The organism is uncultured Desulfovibrio sp. (assembly GCF_910584445.1).
Taxonomy (GTDB): domain Bacteria; phylum Desulfobacterota; class Desulfovibrionia; order Desulfovibrionales; family Desulfovibrionaceae; genus Desulfovibrio.
Genome location: NZ_CAJUBO010000023.1, coordinates 1 through 17974 on the forward strand (window position 1 = coordinate 1; position 17974 = coordinate 17974).

At 62.5% G+C, this 17974-nt stretch carries 14 protein-coding genes and 1 tRNA gene; 11 read left to right on the plus strand and 4 right to left on the minus strand.

Annotated features, from left to right (window positions below; translation table 11 throughout):
• The 3 genes from QZ294_RS09810 to QZ294_RS09820 all read left to right on the plus strand — a co-directional run.
• Positions 1-687: class I SAM-dependent methyltransferase (locus tag QZ294_RS09810; RefSeq protein ID WP_297049630.1), on the plus strand; the 687-nt coding region annotated here is incomplete at its 5' end.
• 54 nt (positions 688-741) lie between these two features.
• Positions 742-1494, plus strand: coding sequence for a class I SAM-dependent methyltransferase (locus QZ294_RS09815; protein WP_297049631.1), 753 nt, complete (start codon positions 742-744; stop codon positions 1492-1494).
• A gap of 1 nt (position 1495) precedes the next feature.
• Positions 1496-2047: an adenylyl-sulfate kinase gene (locus QZ294_RS09820; RefSeq protein WP_297049634.1), complete on the plus strand. Its 552-nt coding sequence runs from the start codon at positions 1496-1498 to the stop codon at positions 2045-2047.
• Positions 2048-2234: 187 nt separating this feature from the next.
• Here QZ294_RS09820 and QZ294_RS09825 read toward each other — a convergent pair whose 3' ends face one another.
• From QZ294_RS09825 to QZ294_RS09840, 4 genes are all read right to left on the minus strand, one after another.
• The gene (locus tag QZ294_RS09825) at positions 2235-3356 is read right to left on the minus strand and encodes a glycosyltransferase family 92 protein (protein WP_297049637.1); all 1122 of its coding nucleotides are present in this window, start codon (positions 3354-3356) and stop codon (positions 2235-2237) included.
• A gap of 175 nt (positions 3357-3531) precedes the next feature.
• A tRNA-Pro gene (locus tag QZ294_RS09830) sits at positions 3532-3608 on the minus strand.
• A gap of 110 nt (positions 3609-3718) precedes the next feature.
• Complete coding sequence (locus tag QZ294_RS09835) at positions 3719-3943, minus strand: hypothetical protein (RefSeq protein ID WP_297049640.1); 225 nt, start codon at positions 3941-3943, stop codon at positions 3719-3721.
• A gap of 432 nt (positions 3944-4375) precedes the next feature.
• Entirely contained in the window at positions 4376-5839 is a 1464-nt protein-coding gene (locus QZ294_RS09840) for a M23 family metallopeptidase (protein ID WP_297049643.1), read from the minus strand.
• Between the two features lie 255 nt (positions 5840-6094).
• Between QZ294_RS09840 and QZ294_RS09845 the strand changes: the two genes are divergently transcribed.
• The 8 genes from QZ294_RS09845 to hisS all read left to right on the plus strand — a co-directional run bounded on the left by QZ294_RS09845 (position 6095) and on the right by hisS (position 17972).
• On the plus strand, positions 6095-7486 hold the full coding sequence (locus QZ294_RS09845) for a helix-turn-helix domain-containing protein (RefSeq protein ID WP_297049647.1): 1392 nt from the start codon (positions 6095-6097) through the stop codon (positions 7484-7486).
• Between the two features lie 153 nt (positions 7487-7639).
• Positions 7640-8791: a DNA polymerase III subunit beta gene (dnaN, locus tag QZ294_RS09850; protein ID WP_297049650.1), complete on the plus strand. Its 1152-nt coding sequence runs from the start codon at positions 7640-7642 to the stop codon at positions 8789-8791.
• 79 nt (positions 8792-8870) lie between these two features.
• On the plus strand, positions 8871-11345 hold the full coding sequence (gene gyrB / locus QZ294_RS09855) for a DNA topoisomerase (ATP-hydrolyzing) subunit B (protein WP_297049653.1): 2475 nt from the start codon (positions 8871-8873) through the stop codon (positions 11343-11345).
• Positions 11346-11481: 136 nt separating this feature from the next.
• Positions 11482-11838, plus strand: a complete 357-nt coding sequence (locus QZ294_RS09860) for a hypothetical protein (RefSeq protein ID WP_297049657.1) — start codon at positions 11482-11484, stop codon at positions 11836-11838.
• A 43-nt stretch (positions 11839-11881) separates the two neighbouring features.
• Positions 11882-14404, plus strand: a complete 2523-nt coding sequence (gene gyrA, locus QZ294_RS09865) for a DNA gyrase subunit A (RefSeq protein ID WP_297049658.1) — start codon at positions 11882-11884, stop codon at positions 14402-14404.
• Positions 14397-15251 carry a hypothetical protein gene (locus QZ294_RS09870; RefSeq protein ID WP_297049660.1) on the plus strand — a complete coding sequence of 285 codons (855 nt, stop codon included), beginning with the start codon at positions 14397-14399 and terminating at the stop codon, positions 15249-15251. The genes gyrA and QZ294_RS09870 overlap by 8 nt, the downstream gene beginning before the upstream one ends.
• 25 nt (positions 15252-15276) lie before the next feature.
• The gene (purF, locus tag QZ294_RS09875; RefSeq protein WP_297049663.1) at positions 15277-16671 is read left to right on the plus strand and encodes an amidophosphoribosyltransferase; all 1395 of its coding nucleotides are present in this window, start codon (positions 15277-15279) and stop codon (positions 16669-16671) included.
• The gene (hisS, locus tag QZ294_RS09880; RefSeq protein WP_297049666.1) at positions 16668-17972 is read left to right on the plus strand and encodes a histidine--tRNA ligase; all 1305 of its coding nucleotides are present in this window, start codon (positions 16668-16670) and stop codon (positions 17970-17972) included. Before purF ends, hisS begins: the two co-directional genes overlap by 4 nt.
• Positions 17973-17974: the final 2 nt, after the last annotated feature.

Here is a 17974-nt window from a genome sequence, read left to right on the forward strand (position 1 = left end):
AGAGAGAGAGAGAGAGAGAGAGAGAGAGAGAGGATTTGCGCTGATGTGGGCGCGGGCACGGGCATCTTCAGCCGCCAGCTTGCGCGGCGCGGCGTGCGCGTGCTGGCCGTGGAACCCAATGACGCCATGCGCGCGGAAGGGCAAAAGGCCAATGACGGCCTGGGCATCGTCTGGCGCAAGGGCAGCGCCGAAGCCACCGGCCTTGAGAGCGGCTCGGTGGACATGGCCTGCATGGCCTCGTCCTTCCACTGGCCGGATTTTGACGCCGCCGTCAGGGAATTTCACCGCATCCTGCGGCCCGGCGGCGTGTTCATGGCGCTCTGGAATACGCGACGTTTTGAAGCCGACCCCCTGCTGGCCGGGATCGAGGCCCATCTCCATGCGCTCGTCCCGGAACTGAAACGCGTGTCCTCCGGGCGTTCCGAATTCTGCGACACGCTGACGGATCGCCTGGGCGGGCGCGACGAGTTTGAAGATGTCCTCTATCTGGAAGGGCGGCACATCGAGGAGCAGGACCGGGAACGCTATATCGGCCTGTGGGAATCCGTCAATGATGTGCGCGTGCAGGCCGGTGAGGAGCGCTTCGGACGCTTCATCGACCACATCAGGGAAGTAACGCGGGATGTCCCCGTCATCCGGGCCGAATACCTGACACGTGCCTGGATCGCGAAAAGATCCGAACGCTGAACGGCGTTTTCCTCCCGCATTCTTGGGAGAAGACGCCAGGGATCAGGAGGAACGATGACTATCGACTGGGATTACACGGAACTGGCCGATGCCTATCTGAAACGCCCCGAATACGCGCCCAGTGCCCTTGATGCGCTGTTTCGCATTGCGGGGCTTGCGGCTGGCGACAGAGTCTGCGACATCGGCGCGGGCGTGGCGCACCTCACACTGCCCCTTGCCGCATGGGGCTGCCGGGTAGACGCAGTGGAACCCAATGACGCCATGCGCGCCAACGGCATGCGGCGCACAGGCCATCTTCCCGAAGTCCACTGGAGCAAGGGCACAGGGGAGGAGACGGGACGCCCGGCGGACAGCTATGATTTCGTGACCTTCGGCTCCTCGTTCAATGTCTGCGATCGGCAGGCCGCGCTGCGCGAGACCCACCGGTTACTCAGGCCCGGCAAATATTTTGCCTGCCTCTGGAATCACCGTGACCTGGACGACCCGGTGCAAAAGGAAATCGAAGCCATCATCAAAGCCAGCATCCCCGGCTACGGGTACGGCACGCGCCGGGAGGACCAGGTGGCGGTGATCGCCGCCTCGGGCCTGTTCGAGGATGCCGTGCGGGTCGAGGGCCATATCGTGCAGACCCAAAGCATAGAAGACGCCATCGAGGCGTGGCGTTCCCACGCCACCCTGCAGCGACAGGCCGGCGAAGCCTTTGGTCCCATTGTGGAAAAGCTGGCGGCCTTTCTCCGATCTCTTGCCGCAGATGCCATCCACATCCCCTATACCACGCGCGCCTGGATAGCGCGGCGCAAGGAGTGACATGGAACATCTTCCCCGTCAGGGCCGTGTGCTCTGGATCACCGGCCTTTCCGGCGCAGGCAAGACGACCCTGGGCAAAGCGCTGCAACAGGCATTGCCCGGGTCGCTGCTGCTGGACGGCGACGAACTTCGCGAGGCCCTGGGCGCAGACGGACAGGGCTTCGACGCGCAAAGCCGCCGCCGTCTGGCGCTGACCTATGCGCGACTGGCCGGCCTGCTGGCGCGCCAGGGCGCGACCGTCATCGTTGCCACCATCTCTTTGTTCCACGAACTGCATGCCTGGAACCGGGCGCACCTTCCCGGCTATGTGGAGATCTTTCTGGACGTGCCGGAGAGTGTGCGCCGCGCCCGCGACCCCAAGGGACTGTATGCCGCCAACGCGCGGAACATGGCCGGCAGCGAAGTGCCCGCCGAGCTGCCGCTGGAACCACATCTGCGTCTGGACGGCGGCCAGAGTCCCGATGACGCCGTGCCTCTGATCCTGGACCTGCTGGCGAAAGCGATCTCTCCGGCCGGGAAAGATCCTTCTTCGCAGCAGAGAGCATTTTGCTGAGGAAACTATCTGGAAAACAGATAGTTTCCTCGGGTTTCGCTGCCGTCATTTCCCCGCAGAGCGGGACAAGCGGCGGAAAAGCGTGGTTTTCCGCCGTAGTGCGGCGCGGGCGTCAGCTCCCGTCTCCACCAGAGCGTTTCCGCGCTTTGCTTGCGAAAGCGCTCTGGTTGGTTTGGTGGTGAAATTTTCAATCCAGCATTTTTAAAATAGCTTCACTGGTCTTCTTTTTCTTCAGCAAAGCATAATATCGGGATAGCTCCGTATAACAGAATTCCAATTCCTCACAGCCAATATCCTGGCGTGACATTTCCCTTTGCAAAAGTTTTAATGCGTTTTCCGTATCGCCCGCAAGCAATGCCAGCCGGATACCGACAAGACGCAACTCAAAAGTATCGCTATATCGTGATAAATGCGAATATACTTTTTTTGCTTCAACAATATTGTTTGATTTACATTCAGCAATAATTTTCTCTATTCCTGCATCCACATCTTGATTTAAATCTCTTTCAATTATATTCTGTAATAAATCAACAGGATATTTTTCATAGGCGGATAATATTTTCAAAAATTTAAAAATCGTTTTATCTTCTGTGCATTTTTTTGATAACTGTCTATAAAACATATCTATATTTATATTTATTTTTCCTGAAACTCTCCCACGATGTATTTTTTCTTCAAAATCCTGCTGAGATTTATAATAATAATGATTGATACAAATTTTTTCCGATACTGGATAGGAAAAAAAATTCGTTATTGGAATACGATCTTCATTAACGCAATAATAGCCATCTTTATACAAAAAATGGTGCGGGGATAATGGTCGTACCGTCACTTCGGGCCTGACAATGCTTTTTATATGGTCGTTTATCTCTAATACATTGAAATAATTTTCAATTGTTCCGCCTTTCGGCCTGCGGACGTGCCCATTTGAGGAAAATATTTTCCAGTTTATCCCCAGGCCTCCATACTCCTTGTACTCATCCAGCATGTCCCGTATATCATTTTTGCTTATTGGTACAATAAATTCATCAATGTCGATAAATGCGAGCCAAAAGGAATTTCTGGCCCACGTATTGAGACAATGGACATAGGCGGATAATTGTTGAGCCTTCTCCAAATCCAGATCAAAAACTGTTACCAATCCGTTAGATATAAATTCGGATAACGTATTCTTTATTGGATTTTTACTGTTATTATCATAGATGACTATATGCTCAAATCCGATCGCAAAATTGTATAGTACCCATTCTTTTAAGTTTTTATCCTCATCTTTTGCAAGAGTACATATAGATGTATAGTACATAGCCATATTCCTCCATCAAGAAACAAAAACCATACTTCCATCACAAGTATAAAAATCTATCCAAACATCATGAGCAGGACGAAAAATCGGGAGAAGTATTTCAGGGGACGCTTCCAAACGGCGGCCAAAACGAGAAAAGGGAACCTGAAATTTCAGGTTCCCTTTGGGGTGATCTCGTACCTGGTCGGGATGAAAGGATTTGAACCTTCGACCCCTTGAACCCCATTCAAGTGCGCTCCCAGACTGCGCTACATCCCGACGCCCCTCCGTCCTACGCGCAGGCGCTCCCCCTGTCAAGGGTTTTCTCCCGGCGGCGCCGGCGCGCGAGAACTCCGGGGAGCGGCGTTGGCGCAACGGACTGTCCGCGCTCACGACCACGTGCTCACCACCAGGCCGGAATCGTACATGTTTTCCGCGCTGGCACGGAACTGGTCCTGCATGAAGGATTGGACGCTGGCCTGCGAATCCAGCTGGGGCACGGCGGCGGTGACATCGCTGACGATGCTCGGCGCAAACGAGATCGCCAGGGCGTCGCCGGGTGGCGTGTCCTGCACCACGTCCAGGCCGCCCCACAGAGGGTCAAGTGCGATCATGGCGGTCTCTCCCGTTCCCGGCGGCTGCCCGCGCGTGCCGTCGGCGCAACCGGCCTGTCCCGCATGCTCGACAGGCGCGCCCCCGGCGGCGGGGGTCCGGCGCTCCCGAAACGCCCGCTGGACCCTTGCCAGCGGGGCGCTTTCAGGCTGAAGCCGACCTGGAGCTGATTGCAAAAATCTTTGCACGATCGTTGCGGAATCGTTCGCAAAAATCGCGTTCCGCTCACTCCCGATGGCTGCGCCGCCGCAGGACCCGTACGGGTCTCGCGGCGTCCGCTTTTGCACGCGGACGCTAGTGTCTGATTGCAAAAATTCTGTGCAGAATTTTTGCAGGATCGTTCGCGAAAAAGCGTGGTTTTTCGCTCACTCACGGCGGCTATGCCGCCGCAAAACCCTTACGGGTTTTGTAGTGTCTACTTTTGCAAGTAGACACTAGCCCCGATGCCGCCCCGAACGACGCGAACGCCGGGTCTGCCGCGTTTCCTTTTCCGCAGGTGCCGGCGTCTCCATCACCGGCGCCTCGGGAACCAGGCTGTCCACCGTATATTCACCCAGATGGCGCCGTCCTTCAAGATAGTCGCGCGCGGCCGCCACGATTTTGTTGAACTCGCCCATATGCTTCCGCGAAACAGGCGCCCCGCGCGGATTGATGGCCTTGGCGGGATTGATGAAGGTGCCGTTCTGCCGCAGCCGGAAATCCAGATGCGGGCCGGTGGAAAGGCCGGTGCTGCCCACAAAGCCGATGACCTGGCCCTGCCGTACGCGCTGGCCTTTCCTCAGCCCGCGCGCATAGCCGGAGAGATGGGCATACATGGACTCAAGGCCCGCCGTGTGTCTGATGATGATCTGGTTGCCGTAGCCCCCGGCCCAGCCGCGCTTGACCACGACCCCCTCGCCCACGGCCTTGACCGGCGTGCCGGTGGGGGCGGCGTAATCCACGCCAAGATGGGGGCGCCGCGTGCCGAGGATGGGATGCCGCCGGCTGTGGGTGAAGCGGGAAGTGAGCCGGGTGAAGGCCAGCGGCGCCTGGAGCAGAGTCTTGTGGAGGTTTTCCCCCTTGCTGTTGTAATGCTGGGCGCGGCCGCGACCGTCCCGGAACAGGAAGGCCTCGTATGTTTTTCCCTTGTTGGTGAAACTGGCCGCGATCATGCGGCCGTAGCCCTTGTATTCGCCCTCGCGGTAGCGCTTTTCCACAAGGACGCGAAAGCTGTCCCCTTCCTGAAGATCACGGATGAAATTGACTTCCGCGCCGAACAGTTCGGCCAGGCGCAGGGCCAGCTGCGGGCTTTCGCCGATATCGGCGACGGCCTGGAAGAGGTTGTCGTCGATGACGCCTTCCGCCGTGTCGAGCAGGGTCACATATTCGATGGGTTCCACCCGGGCTTCGGGTGTCCCGGTGCCTTCCACCACCAGGCGTCTGCGGCCGTCGATCTCGTATTCGAAACGCTTTACCCGGCCGGAGCCGGGATCGGTGACCACCACATAGGGCTGCCCCTCGCGGAAGGAGCGGAGGGAAAAAACGCGCCTGGCAGCGCTCACATACTGCTGCACGCCGTCATCGGCGGCCTCGCCGAGGACTTTGGCAATGGTGTCGCCTTTTTCCACAACCCCGTGCGTGACGGCGTCGGCCGCTTCCGGCGTGGCGGACGGCGCGGGACCTGCCGGCCCGAAGGCAAGGGACGTCCGGACAGTCTCCGCCACAGCCGCCGCAAACTGCCGCGCCACCGCTTCCGCCGCAACGGCGGACTCTCCGGACCCGGAACGTTCCGCATCGGCTCCAGCGGCCTGCTGAACAGGAGGGACAGGCGCTTCCCCGGGCGCGCGTCCGGCCCTGGAGGCCAGGAACGCGCCCATGAGCGCGGCCAGCGCCAAACCCACCAGAAAGAATCGTTTCATCACAGCCTCGCGCGTTCTATATCCGGCCGCGGCGGCTGTGTCCAGTTTCGGGCGCCCGATGCCTGCCCCCATCTCCGCGTATCCTGTTCATGGCATCCGCGCCGGGCCGGCTTTTCCACATGCCTGCGCCAAGAGAATGCGCCTGTGGAAAAGTCTTGTTTCCAGAGACATTTCATGCTATATACCGCTGTTCGCGCGGGAGCCGTTTTGGCAGTTGCCGGGGATCTTCACCCCGCCCGCGCCCACCGGACCGCCATGCTGACTGTCGAAGACCTGAAACGCGAACTGCGCCCGCTCCTCACTCCTTCCGGGGCGGACGCTTCCCCCGCCGATACCGCGCGGGAAGCCTGGCTTGACGCCCTGGCCCTGCGCTTGGAAAACGGACGCCTTGTGGTGGGCTTTCCCCACAGCTATTTTGCCCGCTGGTTTGGCACGCACAAGCGGACCAGCTTTGAAGCCGCGCTTTTCCGGTGTTTTCCCGATGTTCCGGGCATCCTCTATGAGGATTCGCCTCTGGGCGGTTCCCTGCCCGCGGCGGCGGAAGTGTCCCGGCCCATCCGGGATGCGGCGGCCGGCCCGCATGTTTCCGCCTCCCATGACAAAAATCCGGAAAATGCCGGTGAGGACGCGTTTGCCCGGTTCATCGTCAACGCGCGCAATGCCTTTCCCCTTGCCACAGCGAAAAAGATCGCCGGGGAAGGTCCGCCGGACGGAGAAGCCGTCCTGGTTTTCTGCGGCAAGAGCGGTACGGGCAAGACGCAGCTTTTGCGGGCCATGGCCGTCACCCTGGGGCGGCGCCTTGCGCCTGGACGGGTCTTCGCGCGCGGCGCGGCGCGGTTCTGCGCCGATATGGCGGCCGGCGGCATCGCCTGGACGGAACAGTTCTGGCGGAACTGCGACGCCCTGCTTCTGGATGACCTGCAGGACATTGCCAGGGAACCCGCCTGGCAGCGCGACCTCGCGGCCTGCATGGATGTGTGTCAGGGCCTGCTTCAGGAGGAACGGCAGCGCAAAAGCGCCGGCTCCCCCCCTCATGAGCGGCTGATGATCTTTTCCCATGCCGGCCCGGCGACGGAACTGGCCCATCTGGAGGAACGGCTCCGCACCCGCCTGGAAAGCGGCCTTGTGCTGGAACTGCTGGAACCGGATCTGGAAGTGCGCCTCCGCTACCTGCAGCGCGCCGCGCGGGAACGCGAACTGGCCCTTTCGCGCGACCAGCTGCTCTATCTGGCGCAGCGGTGCGTCCAGTTCAGCCTGCTCCAGGGGCTGCTCCGCAAGGTGGAAGCCTTTGCCGCGCTCAACGGCCGTCCGCCCGTGCAGACGGATCTGGAAAACATCGTCCGCACGGGCGGCAGCGTGCGCCCGGTGGGCTGCCGGGAAATCCTCGGTTCCGTGGCCCGGGGCTTCAACCTCCGGGCGGAGGACATCCTGGGCGCGCGGCGGCGCCCGGACCTGGTGCTGGCCCGACAGGTCGCCATGTATCTCTGCCGCCGCAAGCTGGGCCTCTCCTATCCCGAACTGGGGCGCGCCTTCGGCGGCCGGGATCACAGCACCGTCATCCATGCGGTGAAGAAAATTCGCAAACTTCTGGATACGGACAAAGTTGTGCACAATCTGGTAACGGAACTGGAAAATGCCGTCCCCTAGGCCCGCGCAGGACGCATTCCGGCGCTGCGCCGGGCCGGCCATGTGCGGCCGGTCAGTTCCCGGTGCGGAAAGAGGGATGGAAAAAATACAGGTTTTTCCATGAGCTGTCGCGGTTAAGCACAAAAGTTCATCCCCAACAACAAGGATTATTCAATGAAACTTGCTGTAAACAAAGACCAGATCATCGAGGGCCTCCAGAAAGCCGCGGCGATCATCCCCTCCAAGGCGGGCGCGGCATATCTGCGTTCCATCTGGCTCCGCGCCGGGGAGGAGGGCCTTTCGCTCATGTCCACGGACGCCAATATCGAATTTACGGGCACCTATCCCGCCGAGGTGACGGAACCGGGCCTTGTGGGGGTGCAGGGGCGTTCCTTTGTGGACTTGGTGCGCCAGCTGCCCCCCGGGGTGCTCAATCTGAGCCTTGACGAGGCGGGGACACTGCTGCTGGAGCAGGGGCGCCGTTCCTATCGCCTGCCGGTCAACGGGCCGGAATGGTTCCAGAATTTTTCCGAATTTCCGGAAGAGGACGCGGTCATCTGGTCCGGTGACATCCTTTCCGGCCTGCTGGACCGCGTGAGCTTCTGCATCAGCGATGATGACGCCATGGACGCCATCGCCTGCCTGTGCCTCAAGCCGCGCGGCGAAGGGCGCATCGACGTTTGCGGTCTCAACGGGCACCAGTTCGCGCTCGCCACCATCACCCATGACGAACTGGCGGCCCGGCTGCCCGAAGGCGGCGTTCTGGTGCAGAAGAAATACCTGCCGGACATCCGCAAGTGGCTCGGCGAGGACGAGATCGAACTCAATATCACGGACAAGCGCCTCTACCTGCGCCGGCTCGACCGGGCGGAGACCCTGAGCCTGCCCCGCGCCCTGCACGACTACCCCGATTATACGGTCTTCATGGCCCGCCTGGAGGAAGACGGCGCAAGCCGGCTTGCGCTGGACCGCAAGGAAGGCATGGACGCGCTCGGGCGCATCCTGATCTTCAATACGGAAAGCGACCGTTGCGTCTATTTTGATCTCGCCAACGGGGAGGCCCGGCTCTCGGCCCAGGGACAGGACGTGGGTTCCGCTTCGGAAAGCCTGGAAGTGGGCTATGAAGGCACCATCGGCCGCATTGCCTTTCCCACGCGCAATCTCATGGACGTGTTCTCGCACTTCGTTTCTCCGCGCGTGGACATGACCCTGACCGGCGCCGAGGGACCTTGCGGCATCTGCGGCGCCGAGGACCCGGACTATACGGTCATCATCATGCCCATGAAGGTGTCCGAAGCGGCCTATTATTCCGAAGACGACGTCTAGGGGGATCCCCGGTCCGCTGGTGGTCCGTTGGTTTTTGCCGTTGCGTGGGCAGCGGCGTATCGCACGCAAGGAAGGAACGATGTCTCAAAGTCCAGCATCCGGCGCCGTCAATTCCGGTCCCGTCAAGGCAGCAAACAACGCGGCAAACGGGGCTTCCGGCGCATATACCGCCTCTTCCATCACCATTCTCGAGGGGCTTTCCGCGGTACGCAAGCGCCCGGCCATGTACATTGGTTCCACCGATGCCCGCGGGCTGCATCATCTCGTCTATGAAGTGGTGGACAATTCCATCGACGAGGCCATGGCCGGCTACTGCACGCGGATCACCGTCACCCTGCATGCGGACAATTCCGTCACCGTGCGCGACGACGGGCGCGGCATCCCCGTGGACATCCATCCCAAGGAGGGCGTGCCCGCCGTCCAGGTGGTCATGACAAAGCTCCATGCGGGCGGCAAGTTTGACAATACCAGTTACAAGGTCTCCGGGGGCCTGCACGGCGTGGGCGTTTCGTGCGTCAACGCCCTGTCCGAGGAGCTGACGGTCACGGTGCGCCGCGAAGGCAGGCGCTACCGCCAGCACTATTCCCGCGGCGTGCCGCAGGATGCGCTGACGGTCATCGGCGAAGGCGTGGAAGGGCACGGCACCACGGTGCGCTTCAGGCCGGATGAGGAGATTTTCGAGGTTCTGGAATTTTCCTACGAGACCCTGAAAAAACGCTTTGAAGAGCTTGCCTATCTCAACAGCGGCCTGACCATCGAGTGCATCGACGAGCGCAGCGGCGAAAACCATGTTTTTCATGCCGAGGGCGGCATCCGCCAGTTCGTGGGCGACCTCAATTCCGGGGAGCAGGGCATCCACCCGGTCATCGCCGGTGACGGCATTCTGGAAAACGTGAGCGTGGATTTTGCCCTGCAATACAACGCGGGCTACAAGGAAAATATCCTGACCTTTGCCAACAATATCCGCACCAAGGAAGGCGGCACCCATCTCGTGGGCTTCCGCACGGCGCTCACCCGCGCCATCAACGGCTATATCAAGGGCCAGCCGGACCTGGTGAAAAAGCTTAAGAACACCGTCCTTTCCGGCGATGACGTGCGCGAGGGGCTGACGGCCGTTGTCAGCGTCAAGCTGCCGCAGCCGCAGTTCGAGGGCCAGACCAAGACCAAGCTCGGCAACAGCGAGGTGGCGGGCCTGGTGGCGGGCCTCACCTATGACCGCCTGAACGTCTTTTTTGAGGAAAATCCGCGCGATGTGCGCCTGATCATCGACAAGGCCCTGGATGCCGCCCGCGCCCGTGACGCGGCCCGGCGCGCCAAGGAACTGGTGCGCCGCAAGGGCGCGCTTTCGGACAATGCCCTGCCCGGCAAGCTGGCCGACTGCCAGAGCAAGGACCCCGCGGAATCGGAACTGTTCATCGTTGAGGGCGATTCGGCTGGCGGTTCGGCAAAGCAGGGCCGCGACCCCAAAAATCAGGCCATCCTGCCCCTGCGCGGCAAGATCCTCAATACCGAACGGACGCGTTTTGACCGCATGCTGGCAAACAAGGAGGTCAAGGCGCTCATTACGGCCATGGGCGCGGGCATCGGCGAGGAAGACACGGACCTGGACAAGCTGCGCTACCACAAGATCGTCATCATGACGGATGCCGACGTGGATGGCGCGCATATCCGCACCCTGCTCCTCACCTTCTTTTTCCGCCAGTACCAGGAAATGGTGGAACGCGGTTTCGTCTATATCGCCCAGCCGCCGCTCTACCGCGTCCATAACGCGCGCATGGAAAAATTCATCAAGGACGATGCCGAACTCAATGCCTTCCTGCTCTCGCGGGTCAGCGAGGACGTAAGCGTGGTGGCCCATAACGGCAAGACCTTTGCCGGTCAGGAACTCATCGCCCTCATGCGCCGTATTGAGACCCTTGACCAGCGCGTGGCCGAAGCCGAAAGCAGCGGCATGCCGCGCGACCTCTTCCTTGCGCTGACCACCTATCCGGCCAGGGCCGACGCCGAGACCTTCGGCAGGCTCCTGGATGATCCGGAAAGCGAGTTTACGGCATGGCTCAACGAAAACGGCTATCTCCTGACCATGGAGCGCGAACGCAGCGAAGAGGACGACGAGGTGCGCCTGTTCGCCAATTTTGAAAACGCGGGCAGTCACCACACCCGGCGCGGCATGGAGTTTTTCGCTTCCCGGCTCTACCGCCGCACCTGGCAGCTTTTTGCCGAATTGCGCGAGGAATGCGGAGGCCTGGCCTTCACCCTCGTTCGCAAGGACGGCAAGATCCAGGTGGACGACGTGTTCCGCCTGCTGGCCCAGGTGCTGGACGAGGCGCGCAAGGGCATCAATATCCAGCGCTACAAGGGCCTTGGTGAAATGAATCCCGAACAGCTCTGGACAACGACCATGAATCCGGAAAATCGCGTCCTGCTCCAGGTTTCGGTGGAGGATGCGCTTTCGGCCTCCGAGGCGTTTGAAGAACTTATGGGCGACCGGGTGGAACCCCGGCGGGAATTCATTGAGCGCAATGCGCTTGCGGTGCAGGATCTGGATATCTGACGCGGCATGCGGTCACGCGAAGGGGCGTGGCAATGGCAGCGCGCGATGCCGCGCTGTCCGGTTTCGGCAGGGGCATGCCGCTGCCGCTGATTGGCGGGAAACGCTTTGGGGCGCCTCGATGCGCGGAGGAAACGATATGAGTGGCGGTCATGACGAAGCGGCGGCCGTTGCCGCCGCGCAGGCGGACGGCGCGGGCAGGAGGAGGCCCACGGGCTGGCTCTCCTGGGCGATCTCCGTGGCGGGCTGGCTCATCTGCGCCGGGTTTTGCCTCTGGCTGACCATTGCGCTCGAGGCGTGGCCGTATGCGTATGAGGTCTTTTTTCCGGCGGTGCTGCTCATCCTGTTCTGCAACATCCTGGTTTTCCTGTTTGTGACCACGCGCTGGGGCGCCCGCACCGGGAGGCTTTTCGGGGCGGTGGTCCGCGTCTGCGTGGGCGAGGGGCTTTTGCTCCTGCTCATGTATGCGGCCGGACGCTACGGCATCGGCGCCTGACAGCCGTTTCACCATCTAACGTTCTTTTTCCTGCGAGGGCAGCGTGGCAGACAGCGAACAGTATCCGGCCGAAGAGCATCCGCGCGTCAATATCGAAAAGGAATTGCGCCAGTCCTATCTGGAGTATTCCCTTTCGGTCATCATCGGCCGCGCCATTCCCGACGCGCGCGACGGGCTGAAGCCCGTGCACCGGCGCATCATGTATGCCCAGCACGAGCTTGCCAACAGCTATAACCGGCCGCACAAGAAGTCCGCCCGCATCGTGGGTGACGTCATCGGCAAGTATCATCCGCATGGCGATTCCGCCGTGTACGATGCCCTGGTACGCATGGCCCAGGATTTTTCCATGCGCGACCCCCTGGTGGACGGGCAGGGCAACTTCGGCTCCATCGACGGCGACTCGGCGGCGGCCATGCGCTACACCGAAGTGCGCATGTCGCGCCTTGCCCAGGAATTTCTCGATGATCTGGACAAGAATACCGTCGATTTCCGGCCCAATTACGACAATACGCTCCAGGAACCCTCGGTATTGCCCACCAGGGTGCCGAATCTGCTGCTCAACGGCTCCTCGGGCATCGCCGTGGGCATGGCGACCAATATTCCGCCGCACAATCTGGGCGAACTCTGCGAAGCCCTGCTCCTGCTGCTGGAAAAGCCGCAGAGCACGGTGGACGATCTCATGCAGATCGTGCGCGGGCCGGACTTTCCCACCGCCGGCTCGGTCTATGCCGGCAAGGGTCTGGCTGATGCCTACCGCACGGGCCGGGGCACGGTGAAGGTGCGCGGCAGGACCGTCATCGAGGAACGGAAAAAGGGCCTTCAGGCCGTGGTCATCACCGAGATCCCCTTCGGACTCAACAAGTCCGCGCTGGTGGAGAAGATCGCGGCCCTGGTCAATGACCGCAAGCTGGACGGCATTGCGGACCTGCGTGACGAATCCGACCGCAGGGGCATCCGCATCGTCATTGATCTCAAGCGCGGCGCCATTGCCGATATCGTCATCAACGCGCTCTACAAGTTCACCCCGCTGGAGACGAGCTTCGGAATCAACATGCTGGCCGTGGCCGACAACCGGCCCGTTTTGCTCAATCTCAAGAGCGCCCTCACCTGTTTTGTGGACCACCGCCGCGAAGTGGTCATCCGCAGGACGCGCTTTGATCTGGAAAAGGCCGAGGCGCGGGCGCATATCCTTGAGGGACTGCGGATCGCCATCGACCACATCGACGAGGTGGTGGCGCTCATCCGCGCTTCGGCCACGCCCGAGGAGGCCCGGGCCGGCCTCATGACCACCTTCAGCCTGAGCGAAATCCAGGCGCGCGCCATCCTGGACATGCGTCTCCAGCGGCTCACGGGGCTGCAACGCGAGGAATTGCTGGCCGAATATCAGGAACTGCTCAAAAAGATAGAGTTTTTCAAGTCCGTGCTGGAAAATCCCGACGTATTGCGCGGCGAGATGGAGCGGGAGATCCGCGAGATCGCCGACGCCTTCGCCACCCCCCGGCGCACGGAGATCCTGCGCGAACCCCTGAGCGGCATCGAGCTTGAAGACCTCATCCCCGATGAGGAAGTGGTCATCACGCTGTCGCGCCGGGGCTACATGAAGCGCACCAATCTGGAGAACTATCAGCAGCAGAGGCGCGGCGGCAAGGGCATCGCCGCTGTCCACACCGCGGAGGACGACTACGTCCAGGAATTCCTCGTCACGTCCAACCATCAGTACCTGTGCCTGTTCACCAACAAGGGGCGCATGCATCAGCTCAAGGTGCACCAGGTGCCGGAAGGGAGCCGCACGGCCAAGGGCGTCCACATCAACAACCTCCTGCCTCTGGAGGAGGGCGAGTGGGTGACGACCGTCCTGGCCCTGCGCGAGTTCGCCGAGGACAAGTATTTTCTCTTTGTGACCCGGCGCGGCATGGTCAAGCGTTCCTCGGCGTCGCTGTATGCGCGCTGCCGCCGCAGCGGGCTTCTGGCCGTGGGCCTGCGCGAGGACGACGAGCTGGTGGTGGTGCGGCCCATCCGCGATGACGAGCATGTGGTGCTCGCCACGGCGGACGGCCTTGCCATCCGGTTTTCCTGCGCGGACATCCGGCCCATGGGCCGCGCGGCCACCGGCGTCAAGGGCGTGGCCCTGCGCCGCCATGACAGCGTGGTGGCCTGCGTCGTGCTCAAGGAGACGGACCAGACAACGGAGATCATGTCCATTTCGGCCAACGGCTACGGCAAGCGCACCAGGGTGGACCTCTACCGCGTGCAGTCGCGGGGTGGCAAGGGGGTCATCAATTTCAAGGTCACGGGCAAGACAGGCCCGGTGGTCGGCGCCATGCCCGTGCGCGAGCGGGACGGACTCATCCTTCTGACCTCGGCCAACAAGGTGGTACGCATCGGCGTGGACGAGGTGGGAAGCAAGGGCCGCGCCACCATGGGCGTCATGCTCGTCCGGCTGGACGAGGGCGCGCGCGTGGTGGGCTTTGACCGCGTGGACGACGGCGGCCAGCCGGCGCCCGTCGGGGACGCCGATGCGGCGCGCGGCGGCGCTTCGGCAACGGACGGGGATGACGATGCCTGAGGCGCGCCCCGTGCCGGGGCGCGGCCGTGTTGCCGCCCTGGCGCTGGCCCTGGCGCTCGTTCTGGGAGTTTTGGGCGCGGGCTGTGACCGTGGCGCCATCCTTGCGGATGACCTTGCGGACGCGCGCACTGCCCTTGCCGAGCGCAACTGGCCCCTTGCCGAGCGGCTGCTGGAGCGCTATCTCCGGGAGGAGAGCGTCTCCGCCGACCGTCGCGGGCCGGAGGCGGAACGGCGCTGGGAGGCATGGCAGCTGCTGTTGCAGGTGCTCAACTCCGCCAGTCCGGAGACGCGGGCCAGCCTGGACGTTCTGGAAGCCATGCGGGCCGAGTACGAGGATGACGACGCGCGCATGGCCGAGATCCTTGAGCGCATGGGGCGGGCCTGCGAAAGCCTGCGCCGCTATGGGCAGGCCGCCGAGGTCTGGAGCGCCTATACCGGTCTGGCGGGTCTCGGCGCGGCCAGGCGTGTGGAGGGGTTTCGCCGTCTGGCGGCCATGCAGTTCAGCCAGCGGCGCTTTGAGGCCGGTGAGGAGAGCCTGGCGCAGTGCCTCGCGCTGCCGCTCCCGGATCATGACAAGATCCGCTGCATGCTTGACCTTGCGGACCAGAACATGGCACGCGAGCGCTGGGGGGAAGTGGCCGACCTTTGCCAGCAGATCCTTGACAGCGACCCTGACGAGGAAGTGCGCGGCCTTGCCGGCTACCTGCTGGCGGACTCCCTGGAACAGCTCGGCCGCAGGCAGGAGGCGTTGCGGCAGTTCGAGCTGGCGCGCGACGTTTACCCCAATCCGGCAGTCATGGACAATCGCATCGCGCATTTACGCAAGGCCCTGAAAAACGCTCATTAACGCAAATCCGGGAACGACAGCAATCATGATACGGCACGAATGCGGCCTTTTCGGCATCTACGACCACGACGACGCGGCCAGGCTGGCCTATTTCGGACTCTATGCCCAGCAGCACCGGGGGCAGGAAAGCGCGGGCATCGTCACGGTGGACGCGGACGGCATGCATGACCACAAGAGCATGGGCCTGGTGCCCGATGTCTTTTCCGAGGACGTGCTGCGCCGCCTCACCGGGCGCACGGCCATCGGGCATGTGCGCTATTCCACCACGGGCAGCGCCTCGCAGCGCAACGCCCAGCCCTTTCTCGCCCATTTCAAGGGGCAAGACATCGCGCTCGCGCACAACGGCAATCTCGTCAATGCCGCGGCGCTTAGGGCCGAGCTGGAAAACGAGGGCGCCATCTTCGCCACGGGCAATGACAGCGAAGTCTTCATGCACCTTCTAGTGCGCTCCCTGCGCCACAAGGAGCTGCCCGACGCCGTTGCCGAGGCCTGCTCGCGCCTTGAAGGCGCCTACTGTTTCCTCGTGCTTTCCGGGGGCATGCTCATCGCCGTGCGCGACCCTCACGGCTTTCATCCCCTGGCGCTCGGACGCCTGGACGGCGCGCCGGTCTTCGCTTCCGAAACGTGCGCCTTTGACCTGCTCGAAGCGGACTACGAACGCGCGGTGGAACCCGGCGAGATGATCGTTGCGGACGCGCGCGGCGAACACAGCCGCAGGCTCCCCGGGCCGCATCCCGCGCGGCCGCGCCAGTGCATCTTCGAGCTTGTGTATTTCGCCAGGCCCGACTCCTATGTCTTCAACGAACAGGTCTATGTCTGCCGCAAGCAGATGGGCTGGCAGCTTGCCCACGAATCCACGCCCGATGTGGATTTCATCATGCCCTTCCCCGATTCGGGCGTCTATTCGGCCGTGGGTTTCGCCCAGTGCGCCGAGCTTCCGTACGAGCACGCCATGATCCGCAACCACTATGTGGGACGGACCTTCATCCAGCCCACGCAGAGCATGCGTAATTTCGGCGTGCGCGTGAAAATCAATCCGGTGCGCGCCATGATCGAGGGCAAGCGCATCTGCATCGTGGACGACTCCATCGTGCGCGGCACCACCATGATGACCCGCGTGAAGAAACTGCGCGAACTGGGCGCCCGGGAGGTCCATATCCGCATTTCCAGCCCGCCGGTGAAGTTCCCCTGCCATTACGGCGTGGATTTTTCCTCGCGCGGGGAGCTTATCGCCGCCCAGTGCGAAATGGACGAGATCGTCCGCCGGCTGGATGTGGACTCGCTCCACTATCTCAGCATCGACGGCCTGCTGCGTTCGGTCATGCACTCGGACGACTTCTGCCTCGCCTGCTTCAATGGCGACTATCCCGTGCCGTGCGAGGGCTGCGCCAAGTTTACCCTCGAGGAGCGGCGGTCATGAGCCAACAGGGCGCTTCCCGCGCTTTCAGCCGCATCAAGGGGTTTGCGGATCTCTTCCCGCCGGAGAGCGAGGCCTTTTCCCGCATGGAGTCCTGCGGGCGGGACATTTTTTCCCGTTACGGATTTGCGGAATTGCGGACGCCGCTCCTGGAGTTCACGGGCCTTTTCCAGCGCTCCATCGGCGCGGAAACGGACGTGGTGCAAAAGGAGATGTATACCTTCGCCGACCGCAAGGGCCGCTCCGTGACCCTGCGGCCCGAGGCTACGGCCGGAGTCATGCGCGCCTGCATCGAGTCCGGCCTTGCCGATGCCAGGAGCGGCGCGCACCGCTTCTTCACCATGGGACCCATGTTCCGCTACGAACGCCCCCAAAAGGGCAGGATGCGCCAGTTCCATCAGATCAACTGCGAATGCCTGGGTACCGAAAGCCCGTTCGCCGATGCCGAGCTTATCGCCATGCTCTGGCGTTTTCTTCAGGCCCTGGGCATCGCGGACCTGACGCTCAAGCTCAATTCCCTGGGCTGCGCGGCCTGCCGCCCGGCCTATATGGCCGCGCTGCGCGACTACCTCACCCGTCTTGACGCCGACGCCCTGTGCGAAGACTGCCGCCGCCGCGTGCAGAGCAATCCCCTGCGCGTGCTGGACTGCAAGCAGCCCGGCTGCCGCGCTCTCACCGAAGGGGCGCCGCGCCTGCTGGACCACAACTGCCCTGACTGCCGCCGTCATTTCGACACGGTGCTGGAACTGCTTGCCCGGGAAAACATCACGCCGGACATCGACCACCGCCTGGTGCGCGGCCTGGATTATTACTGCCGCACCACCTTCGAGGTGGTGAGCGGCCGCATCGGCGCGCAGACGGCCGTCGCGGGCGGCGGCCGCTACGACGGACTCACGGCCCAGCTGGGCGGTCCCGACGCGCCCGGGGTGGGCTTTGCCTGTGGCATGGAACGTCTGGCGCTCCTGCTCCCCGCGCGCGCGCCCGTGGCCCCGGACTTTTTCATCGTCGCCCCGGACGAGACCGCCCGCGCCCAGGCCTTTGCCCTGGCCGAGGCGTTGCGCGGCCTGGGCCTTGGCGGAGAACTCGAATACGGCGGCGGCTCCTTCAAGAGCCTCATGCGAAAGGCGGCCAAAAGCGGCGCGCGCTTTTGCTGCATCATCGGCCCTGACGAGTCCGCGGCCGGACGCGTGAGCATTCGCAGCATGCAAAGCGGCGAGCAGGTCACCCTGCCGCAGGCGGATGCGCCCGCCCGGCTTGCTGCGCTTGTTGCCGCTTCGCCTACCACCCCGAACCACAACGGATAGCC